Source organism: Lederbergia sp. NSJ-179, assembly GCF_022867885.1.
Lineage (GTDB): Bacteria > Bacillota > Bacilli > Bacillales > Bacillaceae_C > Lederbergia.
In genome coordinates, this window is sequence record NZ_JALIFP010000014.1 from 88,973 (window position 1) to 104,132 (window position 15,160).

The following is a 15,160-nucleotide window of genomic DNA, read 5'->3' on the forward strand; positions in this document are numbered from 1 at the left end:
ATGTTTTCTATTTTAATTGTTGATGATGAGTGGACAATTCGGGAAGGATTAAAAAGAACAGTGCCTTGGAAGGAGTGGGGAATCGAAGTCATTGGAACAGCTACGAATGGAAATGAAGCCCTAGAAATGTTGACTCGCTTCCATGCTGATATTCTATTGACGGATATCCGTATGCCTGGGATAAGTGGGTTGGAATTAATTGAAAGATGTCGAAGTCAATTTCCAGATTTAATGCTAGTCTTATTGACAGGGCATGATGAATTTGAATATGCTCAGAAAGCAATTAAACTCGGTGCGGATGACTTTTTATTAAAACCAACGAATGTGGATGAATTAGAAGCAACAATGCACTCGATTACTAGTGATTTATATTTAAGGCAGGCAGAAAAGAATAACTTATTGGCTTTATTCATTAAAGATGCTATCCAGCATCATACATTACAAAACATGAAAAAGATCCAATCATTCGGGAATATACGTCCCCATTATGGATTTATAATCGTTCGTTCACAAGCAGAAAAAATAGTTCATGCAACATTAGAATCCGTTCAGTTAATTGACGACAAAGTGTCTCAACAAGTGTATTTTTGCCATTCATTAAAGAATGGAGAACACTGGGAAGACACGATTCAGAAGTTAAAGAACCATTATAGCAGGATGGAATGTCATGCTACTTTCCATGTAAGCCTTCTGTCAGATGATTTAAATCAACTTATTACACTATATAAGCAAGCAAACTCGGCTTCCGAACTTTACAAGGCAAGCCAAAATATTACAATCTTCCAATACCATGATGATCAATATACTCTAGACTTTGAGAAAGTAATCCAGTACATTCAACAGCATTATCAGGAAGCGATTAGTCAAACTGAACTGGCAGCAAAACTCAATATGAGCAATAGCTATTTCAGTAAACTATTTAAACAACATACAGGAATTAATTTTGTTGACTATCTTACATTAAAACGAATGGAAGCAGCGAAGGAACTGCTTCTTTCGACCACATTAAAAACATATGAAATTGCAGCCGAAGTCGGCTATACGGAATCTAGATATTTTAGCCAACTTTTCAAAAAAACAACTGGACTAACGCCCTTGCAATTTCGCGAGAATGGCTCTTTGGGTAAGGACATCGAGGAATAGTATCGCTCCCTTACATTTGAGTAGGGAGCTTTTTTATTCCTTAAATCTTTAATTGCTAGAATTTCAGAATGAATGCTATTCATTTAATTATTTAAAATTTTTCCATTTGGTAACATTTACCTACGTTGCTATATTCCTAACAATTTGGACAGGTGTGCTAATATCTAATACCAAAATACTCCAGGCATGACGAAGGACATGTAAAAATGACTCACAGGCTGAATGTACCTGGCGCCATTCGTTATTTCTCTTCTTTTCTTGGTTATTGTCATATTCCCCCACATACTTCTTTAAGTTCATGAATTAGGATGAATTGAGTTATGCCATAGAGTATTTCCATGTCAATATACGAAGCTGGGTAATACAAGTAATATCGGATGCACTAAAAAACAGACAGAAATTTGACTGTGTTTTTTAAACATTGATTATCAAAGGTATTTTTTGCACAGGTTCTTATTCTAATGGTTTGTATTCTTCTCCGCTCCTTATGTAAGGGGATACAAATTTAAATGCAGCTTCCAATGTCAAGACATCGTAATTCTCTTTTCTTCTCTTTCTGTCACCCGGTACATGGTGGTGATGATGTGGTTCGGTTTCTACTAAATATTCACCGGGCGTGTTAGGAGCATCATGTGGTTCATTCTCCCAAGCGGAAATATGACTGAATATAATTCCTGTTTTGGGCATGATTCTTTTCCACTGATAATGATACTCTCGAACATACCCCTCTCTATCATACTTCTCCGTAGCATGTAACCCAGTAATTCCGTGTACAGGATGTTCTTTCAGTGGAAATAAGACATCTAATTTTGTTTTTGTTTGCTTATAGTTACCATAAATGGAATTTTTGTCATGAAGGTTTATATATGATTCTAAGATGTCGCCATAGTTATCCAAAATATCATCTAAATCAGCGGGTTGAAGCAAAATAGAGCTGATTGATTCAAGTCTCTTTGGCAAGCCCGGGACCCCCAATCAACTCTTCGAGCAATTCTTCTCTTTCTTCCTCTAGATCTTTCCATTTACGCATATCAGAAGGATCATCCATAGCATCTATGTCCATTACTTTATTTTTATGCAACACTTCCCAAACATTTTTCGCTTTATATTGTTTTTGTAATTCTGTTATTTCCTCTAGCACTTCTTTCAGACGTTCCTCCGGTGTCTGATTCCGAAGCTTTATCTCTTGCGCTAACATCTGCATACGAATGGCATATACAGGATCTTTCCACAGTTCTATTGCATGTTTCGGTATTTTTCGATGGGAGGTTGTATCAACCATATCCAGTCCTTGCTTCATATATTTGTTCAATGTCACGTTAGACACACCCAGAGACTCTGCTGCTTCCTTTGGAGTAATGAGGTACTCTTCTCGATATTCAAAGTACATCCCTTCTCCACCCATGCGATAATGCCATCGCTCCACATCTACTTTTAATTTCCCAAACTCCAAATCAGATACTGGAGATTTCAACTTTGCCAAAAGCTCCATGGTCTTTAACATATGTTTCATATTTTTTTCAGAACGAAGATAAGCTTCATCAAATTCAAATTCGCTGTTTTCAAAGGTAATTCCCTTGAGGCGATTCTTAAAAGCACTCAACATGAAGTGAACCACTCGATCGAATACATACAGCGTTTCCTTCCCAATTTTGGATAAACTATTGGTTTGATATGCTTCATGAATATCATCCTTTGATTGATCAAGCATTGCCAGACTCATTGTCTTCACCTCTCCCTACCTCCATTCTATTCTTTTATTTATGAAAAATCAATATCGTTAACTAATGAATTACCCATATCCATAATAGTATAATCAACTCCTCTGCTATTTATACCAAAAAGAGTCCTACGAATGCCTTTTAGAATTTCCATCCAGAGGAGGGGAGGAAAATACGTAGGCCAGTGTGCTCGCTATCCTAGCAAGATACTCCAATGTTCGTCCCTTTGATCGCTTAGTTTGTGCTCACAACTGTAAGTAAACGGTTTTAACTCATATCCTCAACAAATTGGACGAAGCTTGTAGCGTTGTTCTTGACAATGATCTGAGTGGCACCATCACGATCAGTGCCAACGAAGTTCTTTGGTAACATTCCATACATGATCTAGTAAAATAGGATTATCGGTTTTGCTTCTAGAGCAATACCAATAATCCTAATGGATGAAATACTGTGTTTCACTTATTCATTTCTGCAAGGAAATCTCCTAACAGGTTATCTAAATCATCGTCAGATGGATCCTCTTTCTCCTTCATTTCTGCGGAGTAATCTTCTCTTACGCTTTCCAACTGAAATGAATCTAAATCATCATCGAACGTATTGAACTCATTTGGAGAAGTTGTTTTCTCTAAAGAGGGTGAATGAGTTTCCTCGTTCAATTCCTCTGCCTTGAGTTTACCCATGGCCATTTCCTCTTGGAGATATAAAGCATCATCTAGGTTCAAAGAATGACTATTCAACGAAGCCAGCAAGGAAGCAGCACGGTTTGGATCATTTAATAGTTGGTAAATAATGCTGCCAAGCAATGCTTCAGAATGCTCATGCTTTAGCCAATTTCGCTGTGCTTTCGTTAATTTATGGGGGAGGGGAATAGAAAGGACTTCTTTTTCTCTTGAAAGTGACTGACCGACCCCTTGCATCACAAACTCAGCAATTTTGCTGGAAAAGTTCCTTCGTTCAGTTTCCTTTAACCTCTGTAGGTGTTTTAATAAATGATCAGGTGTATCAGAGGGTACGCGAAATGAAATGGCTTGACCTCTCTTCACCTCATTTGAGACAGACTTTTTCATGGGATCACCTTAATTCTACTTTTTTACCATTTCCTGAGGTGCCTTTTTCTTCTCTGTCTTCCTTGCAAAGTCAGTAATGAGCTTATAATAAGCGTTTGCCATCATCCAAATACTCTCTTTTTCATCTTCAAAGAATTCAATATTATATCCATCTAGATTGTTATTTAACGATTTTAGATAATCTTTTAATACTATTGACCCACCACCAACAAAGTAACAAATTTCAGTTTGTGAGTTTTTTAGCCATGTATTGCGTAATAAACGATATTGTTTTTTAGCTAACTCTAGCAGTATGCGGTCTGTAATATCATGAACGCTTGTCCGGTTTCCTTTTACTAGGATGTGATTGCGGTTATTTTTCCTGGTTATAATATCCACAACATCACGGCGGCTATCTAATTCCACCCCATGTTTGGATCTAATTTCTTCCCTTATCGCCTCTAGTGATTCAGATACCCCAAGATTAAACCCTTGCGCCTTATCATCATCGACATTCCTGTTTCTTATGACAGCAATATCTGTAGACAAGCCACCAATATCTTGAATTAAAATTCTTTTATCGATTAAATCTTTGTTAATGACTTTAAGATTATTATCCATTACAAGATTAATAAAGGCAGCAAAGCCCTCAGGATATACCTTTACCTCATTAAATTTAATATTCACCTTAAGTCCCTGATACTTTGGTGTTACGAGAAACTCTACTTGATGGACAGATCCTGTTAATTTCGAACGGTATCCAGCATCCTTGCCCTCTTTTACTTCACGGAGGGGGAGGCCCGTTCCTAACGTATAGTTCGCATCCACAACGTTTTTCACACGAGGGAAAACAGCTGCATTCTCTTCCCTTACTGCATCCAGTGCCAATGTTGAAAGCAGCATGACCAATGTTTGATCTTCTTCTGATTTACGACTTCCTGGGTCTAACTCTTGAGCATTACTACTTTTTGTCGCTAAATGACCAATACGATAAACGGCGTTATTTTCCTTTAGAGCTGGAGAATGCACCTTTAAATGAATCCCCTCGAGCGGATCCTTGCTATCTAAATCCTCTATTCCAATTACCGGACGGTCTTCTGTATCCCTTGCAATTATGTTAGGAATATTTAATTCATACTCTAGTTCCCCAAAAATAGACTTAACCGAATCATTCCCAACATCAACTGCCGCAATTCTCGACATAGACATTCATTATCATCCCTTTTCACTTAATAGATTTTTACTATGTAAAACGAATACCATTTAATACCACTTCATTTAAGTTTATATGAGATTACGAAATTCCTCAATGATGGTTACTAAATAAAATAAAACTGTAAACTTGTAAACATTCCGTAAACATAGCATCTTTTGTAAACGTATGTGTAAACAAAAATGACAAAGATGTACACATGCTGTATTTTCGGGATGTACACGCATTTGTATACACGTAAACCAATTCGTAAACATGTATACTTACCAGCAAGATAGCTATCATTTAGTTTAGTCGGAGATTAACACCCCAAACTTATTCGACCTCTATACCAGACGCTTCTGGTTTTACAGCATGTGGAGGTGAAGAAACTTAATAAACAGATGGTATTAAAATTGGAGAAGGAGCGTGCAGGAAAGCTCATAACAATTGGCTCTATTATCTGAAGGTTGTAATCTACATACCGTCGTGTTAAATTTATCCATACTTGTTAAATTTATTAAACTTAGGGAATACATCTAAGGTAATAGATAGAGAGAAACCCATACATAAGGAAGTGAACAACATGAAAAAGTTAGCCTTGCTATTCTCTGGCGTGCTCCTCACCTTTTTCCTAATTGCTTGTTCGGATAGCACCACTGCTAACAAAGAAAGCGAAGGAAATGATGAAAAACCGGTACAGGAAAACGGTGCAGCAGATAAGAGTGATAAAAAGGAAGAAACGGAAGGAGAGAACCCCCCTCAACCTTACAAACCAATGGAACCGGCAGAAGATGCCACCCCTCTTAAAGATACGTTATCTGAAGAGGAATTGGAACAGATGCCTCAAGCGGAAGCCCACGGAGAAGATCGTACGAGAATGGTTGAGGTGGGAGAAACATTGGTAAAAGATGCCGAGGATCAAACAGACGGGCCTTTAAAGAATCATAGACTTGTCGCCTATTACGGACACCCGAATTCTACCAATATGGGGATATTAGGGGAAATAGAGACTGATCAATTAATGGAAAAGTTAAAAGAACAGACACAAGCATATTCAGATGCCGATCCATCCCGCCCCGCCGTGCCCATGATTGAATTAATCTCTACCGTTGCCCAGCGAGATCCGGGCCCTGAAGGAAAGTACTACCATAGGACTTCACCGGAGCAAATGGACGAATATGCCGATCTTGCGAAAAAGAACGATGCGTTACTGATGCTGGATGTCCAACTTGGAACAGACTCAGTCATGAATCAAGTGAAATTACTCGAGAAATGGTTGAAACTCCCTTATGTCCACCTCGCCATCGATACCGAATTCCATGTAAAAGAAGGACAAACACCTGGTATCGATCTTGGCCAAGTGGACGGCGCTGAAGTACAAGAAGCGGTGGACTACCTCACAGAAATGGTAGAGGAAAATGAATTGCCAGATAAAATTGTCCTCGTTCATCAGTTCGTGGACGATGCATTAACAAACAAAGAAGCCATCCAACCAACTAAAAACGTAGAAGTCGCCTTAAACTATGACGGTTGGGGTGACGCCAATACAAAAATGTCGCTTTATCGCAAGTTCGTGCGAAATGAAGCGGTCCAATACGGCGGATTTAAAATCTTTTATAAAAAAGATGAGCCCGTGTTAAGCCCTGAAGATGTCTTGAAGCTTGATCCTAACCCGGCGATTATTAATTATCAGTAAATCGTTCCAGTTCGAAATGAATCTTAAGCTATAAGGCAATAGAAGGAAGTGGCCAGCTCCTTTTATTGCCAACTATTTAATCTTTCCATTTCCTTCCTTCATGTTGTTGATTTTCACCTTCACCAACCGTCCGTTTAACTTTTCAAACAATGCCATTTCCCCTTATCATTTCTTTGGATTTAATTGACGGCGGTTTCGTAATTCCTATTAATAATAGGTAACATAATGGATACTTTCTGCTGCTGTTCAATATACCTCTCACCCATCAGTCATATACCTGAGACACAGTCCTAACCACTTTCTTACTAAAGTTATGTGGAATTTCTAAATTCCAGCAATGGACCTTTATTGATTTGATAAAACTCTTGAAGAAATTCCAGAGATTTTGAAATATAGGGGCCTTTATTCAACATAATACAATCCGCCCTTAATCCCATAAAGGCATCTGTTAATTCTGTCCTCAATGGAATACCTTTCTTATTCATATCATTAAGAATTCCTGTTGCCCAAACAACGGGAACATGGGCGGCCCGACACATTTCCAAGATCCCCTCCTGAGCTTTTACCAACTGTTTATAACCAGTTTCAATGGCCAAATCTCCTCTAGCAATCATTACTCCAAACAAATCCAAATTAAGACCTTCAAGAATAATATTAGATAAGGATAAAAGTGCATGCTTAGTTTCTATCTTTGCAATGATTCCAATTTTCCTCTCCGTATATTGCTCTAAATATCCCTTCACAATTCGAATGTCATTGGGAGAATGAATGAAGGAAATTCCAACTATATCGACAAAAGAGATAACCTCAGATAGCATTTGAATATCTGTCTCTGTAACGACTGGAACATTGAAGCAAGCCAATGAATCTGGGAAATTAATCCCTTTATGAGGTTTCATATATTCGACTTTATGTCGAGTAAGGACAATCTTTACATCCAAATATTTGTCATTCACTTCTACGACAACTCCGCAGATTTTTCCATCATCATAATAAACCTTGTCTTTTGTTCTAACATTTCTTAAAGCTTTTGGTAGTGTAACTCCTATAGACGCTGGTTCTCCCTTTTTACTTTTCGGCCCTCCAAGATAGTTATCAAATTTATAAATTCGTATTATATCGCCTTTTTTTACCTTGATTGTTACTTGTTTTTCCCGAAAGTCATTCACACGAACTTTAGGGCCGGGAAGATCTATGTATATCTTGCATTCTCTATTTTGTCTTTCAATCCCCATTTCCTTTTCTGCAGCATGAATGTTTTCCACTAGAGTTTTCCATATTGAATAATCACGAGCTAAGTTTATTCGAGCAATTGTCATTCCGGCTCTTAATAATTCTTTAAAAATCTCTGGTGTTTCTAACATTGTTTTATCTAATGTGACCATAATGGAAACGGAATTCTTACTGATTTCCCTAACAACTCTTGATTTCGCTGTTCTTTTAAATATATGGCATTCTTTCTATCAATATAATGTTCATCCCGCCGCTCCTTAAGGGATAAATGGCTGATTATTTTATCCAATGAATATAAAACATGAGGACTCATCATTTGTATAGATGAAAATCCCTCTTCCACCAAATACGAATGGAGTGCCGGGCTTTTGAATTTCTGTAGCGCCAAAAATGCACATAAATTTTGTTTGCTCGCATCCGCCATGTTGATATGTTGGGCTTCAGAAAGGTTCAATAAAAAATTGTCCATTTCTTCCCGTAATTGAATCAGCTGTTGTGTAATTTTACCTTTATCCATATGGATCACCCCATCCTTTAATTTATACTTTCCCCTTTAAAAGGGTACTGAAGAAGAATGGGGCAACACCATACAATAGACAACGTGACACGCTGGATGGCTGCGGTGCATTCCCCTCTTCTATTTTATTTCACCAGATAACAGCCCCACTTCCTGTAATCCCCGGACAATTCCATCATCGTCGACATCCGCAGTCACAAAGTCGGCGTGTTTTTTAACTTCGTTCTGGGCATTGCCCATTGCAATGCCGATACCGGCTTGTTGTAGCATTTCGATATCATTCACCCCGTCCCCAAAGGTATATACATCTTTCATGTCTATTTTAAGCTTTCGGACCATTGCTTTTATCCCTTCTGCCTTCGATCTGCCTGCAGGTATAACGTCCACAGCTTCTTTACTCCAACGGACGAAAGAGTAATGATCATGAAAGTCTTTCAGGTAGTAATCCTCATCATCTTTTATGAATATGATGGCTTGATAGATATCCGAGAAACTTTTTGGACTATTTTCCATGTGTGCCTTTTTCCAAGCTGCAAAGTTTTCATGGGTTTGTTGCTCCATATTTAAAGCCGATTCATTTAAATAGATGATTTCGTGATGATGTTTTTCTACTGCCGCTGATAATCTTTTTAAATGCCGAGAGTCTAAATAATGTTTAGATATGACCTTGTTCAAACATACAACATATTGCCCATTGAAACTGACATATGAATTCATATTTAACTCTTTTAATAAAGGTTGGATCGTATGGGGGCCTCTACCAGTTGCGATGGCCGTGAAGATGCCGTTGTGATTTAATGCTGCAATCGCCCTTTTTGTTGATTCTGGAAGTTGCCCATCACGTCCAAGTAATGTTCCATCAATATCAAAAAACACTGCTTTTCTCATTTTCCAACTCCTATTTCATCATTGTTGTTATTACTCCTTAATGGAGCCAATCAAAACTCCCTGCACAAAATACCTCTGTAAAAAAGGGTACACAATTAATAATGGCAATGCCGCAACAATAATCACTGCATACTTAACAAGTGCTGCGGTTTTAACTTGTTCGACTAAAGAATCCCCTAGAGCGGCTCCGCCTCCCGCGGCCGTATCGACTTCGTGGATAATTAATATTTCCCGCAAGATTAGTTGCAATGGAAATAAATTAGTGTCTGTCAGGTAGATTAACGCTGTAAAATATTGATTCCACAAGCTAACTCCATGAAATAGCGCCATAACTGCAATGATAGGTGCAGAAAGAGGCAGGACAATTTTGAAAAAAGTGTAAAAATCTGAGGCCCCGTCCATTCTAGAGGCTTCAACGAGTTGATCCGGTACATTTTGCTCAAAGAATGTTCTAGCAACTAGAATTGACCATGCTCCTACAACCCCTGGTACGACAATGGCCCAGATTGTGTCCACCATTCCGAGTGATTTTACAACTAAATAAGTCGGGATTAAGCCGCCGTTGAATAACATTGTAAATAAAACAAACCACAGGATTAACTTTTTCCCCATGACTTCCTTTCTGGATAATGCATAGGCACAAGGAAGCAATATAATCAGATGCAATAGTGTTCCAAGTACTGTATAGAGAATGGTGTTTCGATATCCAAGCCAGATGGCATCGTTTTCAAAAATCACTTGAAATCCTTTAAACGTGATATCAACTGGCCATAACCACATTTTTCCTGTACTGACCGCAGCAGGATCACTTATAGACGCACTAATAGCAAAAACTAAGGGATAAATAATGATGATGGTTACGAACAGGACTACAAGTTTATTTAATAGATCGAATGTTTTATCAGAAAGACCTCTGGTAGCCATTATGTCACCTCTTACCACAAGCTATTTTCACTTGTTTTTTTAGCTAAATAGTTAACAGTTATCAACAAAATGATATTAATCACAGAATCAAATAATCCAATCGCAGCTGAAAAATCGTATTCTCCACCAATAATGCCTGTCTCATATACAAATGTTTGAATAATGTCTGATGTCTCCGAGTTTAACGAGTTCTGCATCAGTAACACTTTCTCGAAGCCAATCGACATGAATTTACCGATGTTCAGAATAAACAAGACAACAATAGCTGGCAAGATCGATGGAATATTAACATATAAGATTCTTTGTATTCTTGTTGCTCCATCTATACTGGCGGATTCATGCAGTTCTGGGTTCACTCCCGCTAATGCAGCCAAGTAAATAATCGTCCCCCATCCTAATGATTGCCATTCTCCGGACCAAACATAGATATGTCTAAACCAACCTGGACTAGTCAAAAATGGAATGGCTTCCCCACCTAATTTGACAATGACATTGTTGACTAGTCCACTAATAGGGTCTAAAAACGCAATCAGCATGCCAACGACGACAACGACTGATATAAAATGGGGTGCATATGTTAAGGTTTGTGTCCATTTTTTAAATGCACCATTCTTAAGTTCATTCAATGAAAGAGCAAATAAAATAGGCAATGGAAACAAGGCCAATTGATAGAAACTAATCGCAAATGTATTTTTTAATATCCTCCAAAAGTAGTACGAATGATAGAAGCGGATAAAATGGTCAAAACCAACCCATGGACTTCCGGTAATGCCGAGTGTAGCAATATAATCTTTAAAAGCGATTTGCACACCGTACATTGGAACATAGTGAAATATGGTGAAATAAAGAATGGCCGGTAATAATAAAATATAGAGCTGCCAACTTTTCACAAATCGCTTTTTTACACTTAATATACGTCCTGGGGTCGGAATCACCTTCAACGACTTGATTGAACCAGCTTGTTTTGTCCGCACGCTATGACCTCCTAAATCGATCCTATACGGACAACGGAAGGCTATCCGTATAGGTTTATGGTAGAATGATAGACTGAGAGTAAGGATGTCATGATTCAATTATTTTTATATCTTTTGTACGCTTCCTCCTGAATGTCCATATATTCGCTCAATCTCATATCCTCGATGGTTTTCACATATTTATCCCATTCTGAAAACGACACACTCCCTGAAATAAATTTGTCTCTCATTTCCTCTACATATTTTTCAATATCAGCTGCTAAAGAGGCCATCTTTTTACTCTCTTCACTTGAAAAAGTAAAGGCTGGCCATGTTTCTTGAATCAGGAATGGTTCATTTTTATCCGCTGCTTCGATAAGTGCTGGTAAATTTTCCGTTCCTTGAAAAAATTCCTTTTTAATAATGCCGGGTGCTCCACCATTTGGATACGTTAAGTATTTTGAAATGGCTTGGGACATCGTCAAACCGTCTGGGTTATCGGTGATTTCATCCAAAAATTTATACCCACCATCCGGAGTTTGCTCATACGTTTCGCCTTCCACCCCTAAATAATATAACTTTGCTCCTTCGTCGCTAAAAAAATGGTCAACCCATCTAACCGTTGCGGCTGGATATTGATTATCCTTCGTAATCACAAAACCTTGAATCCCCGATAGTGTGGGATATACATTGGAATATAGTTGATTACCATTTGGTCCTTTTAAAGCGATACCACTATCATAGTCATCTTCTCCCACTCCAAATGCACTTTCGGTACTCCAATAAATGGTACTCCCATACAAACCCTCGGATCCGTTCGCAAGATAATTATTATGTTCAATGGTGAAAATATTTTCCTCGATTAAATTTTCGCTATATAGCTTGTTTATATACTCAAGCATTTCCTTATACTCTGGTGAAGTAGGAATAAATCTTAATTTCTCTTCCTTGGGATCCATATCAATATAGGGATGAGCTGTCCCGCGATTCCCCAAACCAAACGACCCTTTCAACCAATTGACTAAATGATCCATACTATTCGCACCAAAGGGCACCTCCCTATTTGAACCATCCCCAAGTAGGTCTGTTTCTTTGACAGCTTTTAAATATTGATAAAATTCATCCAATGTTTCTGGAACCTTCATATCTAAAGCGTCCAGCCACTCTCTCTTAAACCACGGCCGTGCCCCCATCCGATAGGAAGTAAAATCTTCGGATGCTATTAAAGGAAACGAATAAATATTGCCATCTGGAAAAGTAAGCCCCTTCTTAATCTCTGGATTCTCTTCAAATAGTTTTGTTAGATTAGGCGCATGCTCTTCTATTAAATCGTTCAAACGAATAAATGTCCCTTGCTCTCCATATTTGAGAATGTCGATATTGGGAATTTCAGCAGAATGAAGAGCATCAGGTAATTTGCCACCTGAAGATAACAACAAATTTCGCTTTTCCTCCAAGCCATCCTGAGGTGTCATTTCCCACTTAACCTCAATATTGCTTAACTCTTCATACTTATTAAATACCAACACATCATTCCAATCATCCGCTGCAGCCGGCCTTCTCTTTACAAACATGTTTAACGTAATAGGTTCCTCCACAATTGGCAGCCCTGATTCCGTTAAAATGTCTAAGGACAGATCTTTTATTTCATTTCCGGCCACTTCCGTTTTTTGCTTATTACATGCAGATAGAAGCAACAAAAAAGATAATAAAACAGCTATCGCTTGGATTTTTTTGAGCTTCATTGTTTGACCTCCCTGTATTTGTTTTAACAATGCATGATTATTACTGATCCTATTAAATTGTTATATCTCAGGAAATCTTTAGTAGATCAATAAACCTTCCACAATTTGTTTACACTTGATAGTAACTCCCGATGTACCCGATTACATATCCATTTTTAAAACTTCTCCCAACCTGCCCAGCCTACCTTCACTACATTAAAACTCATTCTGATCCTTTTCATTTAAATAAAATGTAACTTAACGCATAGTTTTACTCGTATTTGGAAAAATAAAATAAGAGAATGAAATATTTCCTTTCCTCTTTCTTGGTGCGATATAATGAACTACTGTGAAAATTTGATTCCTCTTTTCCTAATTCCTCGTTGTCCCCCTCCCTTCTACATAAACAAACACTGAAATAATAATTGTGCACACTTCTTATTGATAGTTCTTCTTTACCATCATTTCTCTATTGGTACGTACATGCGTACCACATTCACCATGAGTATATGGTAAATTTTCAGTATAGTCAACCACTTTTTCCTAATTAAGGTGAATTATGAATAAAAAAGTTGTCGTAAAAATAAAAAAGTTGTTAAAAGAGCGGGATATTTCCTTACGGGAACTCTCACGCTTAACCGATATAAGGCACGCTACGCTTAGCGAACTATCCAATCACAAACGGCAAAACATAAACTTCCAACACCTCGAAAAAATAGCTGTAGCCTTGGATATTACAGATATAAGGGAAATTATTGATTTGGTGGATGAGGAATAGAGGAGAGTAAAAACCAGTAAGAATCAATGGCGGGTGCATTGATTCTTACTGGTTTAATTTCTCCGGTTATCAAATATGGAATATCTCCACAATGTAAGGACTTTATTTCAATTGTACATCATTGTTGACGAGCGATACACTTTCCTAATTACTTTTGATGCGGTTCACCATAACAATCTAAAGGCAATGATTTATATAAAAAGAGGACATTCCCACTGTAATAGCTAGGGATTGTCCTTTTTAATGTATCAAAGCACCCCACCATTATCCAAATATCGAATGGCGGTCGTGATTAAAGAAAGGCAGCGTTTATAAAAATAATCGTAATGTCTACCATCCTCAATATCAACTCTTGTAGTTCCATGATGACGGATTCTAAAGTTATTTCCAATCGCTGTAAGCTCTTGAAATTCTTTATCAAACATTTTAATAAAAGGTTCCTTGTTACCACTCATATCATCAATAATTCTACCTACTGATTTTTTCTTATCTAATGTTGGAGCATAATATGTTTTTAGTCTTTCAAATGCATCCCAGAGTTTTTCAACAGCAATTTTTAAATTCCCTTTTTCATAATATCCATTAGCTTCCTGCAGCAGTTCTTTGAGTCCTGCCTCACCAATCGAAGCCAATGAGCTTTTTGTTAAATGACTATCTACAATACTTTCAACTTTTCCGTTATTTAACTTCAAAGAAATATCATTCAGATTAAATATTGCATTAATCTCTATTGTAAAATCACTATTGCAGTATTTATCAAAAAACTCTATCGCATCTATCACACAATAAGGCGAAGTGGACAAAATAAAATTTTTAAGAACGTTAGTTTCAACATATTGATTTTCTTTATTGAAGCACTTAGGTGTATAAAACCTCTTTATATCTTGAAGAACTTCTTCACTTACTAAAACATAATACTGCCAACCTGTTTCGCTTATTTTTCCATCTTCGTAGTCATATCTTTCAAAAATTTGGTAAATTTGGTTTCTTGTTTCTCGTTTAATCTTAAACACTATTTGTTTCTGTTTTATTGCTTTTTTATTCCTTTGAGAAAAAGGAATAAATATCTCATTTTCTAATTGGTATAGTTTCCAACTATATATATCACGGTTAGATATTTTTTCTGCAGGATAGATTTCGTATCCATCATGTTGCAATACTTTGTTTATCTCAGTAAGAAACTCCTTCCAATACCCTAAAGTGGACCCCATTGTCAAGACACGGATTTTTAATTTTTAAGGTGGGGTAGAACGTGGATCTTCTACTATGTTACAGCCAGAAGGATTTGCATGGCTTACGAGGTTGGATTACCCACCATTAATTTTTGTTTGTGAGCCATCCT

Annotated in this window: 13 protein-coding genes and 1 pseudogene; 3 read left to right on the forward strand and 11 right to left on the reverse strand. The window is 37.4% G+C overall.

Features of this window, described 5'->3' with window-relative positions:
- Entirely contained in the window at positions 1-1,143 is a 1,143-nt protein-coding gene (locus MUB24_RS12340; RefSeq protein WP_244704459.1) for a response regulator transcription factor, read from the forward strand.
- 453 nt (positions 1,144-1,596) lie between these two features.
- Here MUB24_RS12340 and MUB24_RS12345 read toward each other — a convergent pair whose 3' ends face one another.
- The 4 genes from MUB24_RS12345 to MUB24_RS12365 all read right to left on the reverse strand — a co-directional run bounded on the left by MUB24_RS12345 (position 1,597) and on the right by MUB24_RS12365 (position 5,119).
- A complete protein-coding gene (locus MUB24_RS12345) occupies positions 1,597-2,103 on the reverse strand; it encodes a DUF6516 family protein (RefSeq protein WP_244704460.1) in 507 nt (168 codons plus the stop codon).
- On the reverse strand, positions 2,087-2,875 hold the full coding sequence (locus MUB24_RS12350) for a MerR family transcriptional regulator (protein WP_396426751.1): 789 nt from the start codon (positions 2,873-2,875) through the stop codon (positions 2,087-2,089). Before MUB24_RS12350 ends, MUB24_RS12345 begins: the two co-directional genes overlap by 17 nt.
- A gap of 444 nt (positions 2,876-3,319) precedes the next feature.
- Positions 3,320-3,931, reverse strand: coding sequence for a hypothetical protein (locus tag MUB24_RS12360; protein ID WP_244704462.1), 612 nt, complete (start codon positions 3,929-3,931; stop codon positions 3,320-3,322).
- Positions 3,932-3,946: 15 nt separating this feature from the next.
- Positions 3,947-5,119, reverse strand: coding sequence for a ParM/StbA family protein (locus tag MUB24_RS12365; protein WP_244704464.1), 1,173 nt, complete (start codon positions 5,117-5,119; stop codon positions 3,947-3,949).
- Between the two features lie 569 nt (positions 5,120-5,688).
- Here MUB24_RS12365 and MUB24_RS12370 point away from each other — a divergent pair.
- Complete coding sequence (locus tag MUB24_RS12370) at positions 5,689-6,801, forward strand: hypothetical protein (RefSeq protein WP_244704466.1); 1,113 nt, start codon at positions 5,689-5,691, stop codon at positions 6,799-6,801.
- A 311-nt stretch (positions 6,802-7,112) separates the two neighbouring features.
- Here MUB24_RS12370 and MUB24_RS12375 read toward each other — a convergent pair whose 3' ends face one another.
- From MUB24_RS12375 to MUB24_RS12400, 6 genes are all read right to left on the reverse strand, one after another.
- Positions 7,113-8,186: a pyruvate kinase gene (locus MUB24_RS12375; protein WP_244704468.1), complete on the reverse strand. Its 1,074-nt coding sequence runs from the start codon at positions 8,184-8,186 to the stop codon at positions 7,113-7,115.
- Positions 8,174-8,551, reverse strand: a complete 378-nt coding sequence (locus tag MUB24_RS12380) for a hypothetical protein (RefSeq protein WP_244704470.1) — start codon at positions 8,549-8,551, stop codon at positions 8,174-8,176. Before MUB24_RS12380 ends, MUB24_RS12375 begins: the two co-directional genes overlap by 13 nt.
- Positions 8,552-8,671: 120 nt before the next feature.
- Positions 8,672-9,439 (reverse strand): Cof-type HAD-IIB family hydrolase, encoded by a 768-nt coding sequence (locus MUB24_RS12385; RefSeq protein WP_244704472.1) that lies wholly within the window; start codon positions 9,437-9,439, stop codon positions 8,672-8,674.
- A gap of 30 nt (positions 9,440-9,469) precedes the next feature.
- Positions 9,470-10,363, reverse strand: coding sequence for a carbohydrate ABC transporter permease (locus MUB24_RS12390; protein WP_244704474.1), 894 nt, complete (start codon positions 10,361-10,363; stop codon positions 9,470-9,472).
- 11 nt (positions 10,364-10,374) lie between these two features.
- Positions 10,375-11,304, reverse strand: coding sequence for an ABC transporter permease (locus tag MUB24_RS12395; protein WP_244704489.1), 930 nt, complete (start codon positions 11,302-11,304; stop codon positions 10,375-10,377).
- A gap of 128 nt (positions 11,305-11,432) precedes the next feature.
- Positions 11,433-13,061, reverse strand: coding sequence for an extracellular solute-binding protein (locus MUB24_RS12400; protein WP_244704476.1), 1,629 nt, complete (start codon positions 13,059-13,061; stop codon positions 11,433-11,435).
- Between the two features lie 538 nt (positions 13,062-13,599).
- Between MUB24_RS12400 and MUB24_RS12405 the strand changes: the two genes are divergently transcribed.
- The gene (locus MUB24_RS12405) at positions 13,600-13,818 is read left to right on the forward strand and encodes a helix-turn-helix domain-containing protein (protein ID WP_244704477.1); all 219 of its coding nucleotides are present in this window, start codon (positions 13,600-13,602) and stop codon (positions 13,816-13,818) included.
- Between the two features lie 248 nt (positions 13,819-14,066).
- Here the strand turns inward: MUB24_RS12405 and MUB24_RS12410 are convergent.
- Positions 14,067-15,014 (reverse strand): annotated as a pseudogene (locus MUB24_RS12410) (hypothetical protein); the annotation flags it as partial.
- Between the last annotated feature and the right edge of the window lie 146 nt (positions 15,015-15,160).

What these genes read in the sequence shown, in the direction of transcription:
- MUB24_RS12370 (WP_244704466.1), top strand. Translation starts at nt 5,689, where the DNA reads ATGAAAAAGTTAGCCTTGCTATTCTCTGGCGTGCTCCTCACCTTTTTC.
- MUB24_RS12340 (WP_244704459.1), top strand. Translation starts at nt 1, where the DNA reads ATGTTTTCTATTTTAATTGTTGATGATGAGTGGACAATTCGGGAAGGA.
- MUB24_RS12365 (WP_244704464.1), bottom strand. Translation starts at nt 5,119, where the DNA reads ATGTCTATGTCGAGAATTGCGGCAGTTGATGTTGGGAATGATTCGGTT.
- MUB24_RS12390 (WP_244704474.1), bottom strand. Translation starts at nt 10,363, where the DNA reads ATGGCTACCAGAGGTCTTTCTGATAAAACATTCGATCTATTAAATAAA.
- MUB24_RS12360 (WP_244704462.1), bottom strand. Translation starts at nt 3,931, where the DNA reads ATGAAAAAGTCTGTCTCAAATGAGGTGAAGAGAGGTCAAGCCATTTCA.
- MUB24_RS12375 (WP_244704468.1), bottom strand. Translation starts at nt 8,186, where the DNA reads ATGGTCACATTAGATAAAACAATGTTAGAAACACCAGAGATTTTTAAA.
- MUB24_RS12400 (WP_244704476.1), bottom strand. Translation starts at nt 13,061, where the DNA reads ATGAAGCTCAAAAAAATCCAAGCGATAGCTGTTTTATTATCTTTTTTG.
- MUB24_RS12380 (WP_244704470.1), bottom strand. Translation starts at nt 8,551, where the DNA reads ATGGATAAAGGTAAAATTACACAACAGCTGATTCAATTACGGGAAGAA.
- MUB24_RS12385 (WP_244704472.1), bottom strand. Translation starts at nt 9,439, where the DNA reads ATGAGAAAAGCAGTGTTTTTTGATATTGATGGAACATTACTTGGACGT.
- MUB24_RS12405 (WP_244704477.1), top strand. Translation starts at nt 13,600, where the DNA reads ATGAATAAAAAAGTTGTCGTAAAAATAAAAAAGTTGTTAAAAGAGCGG.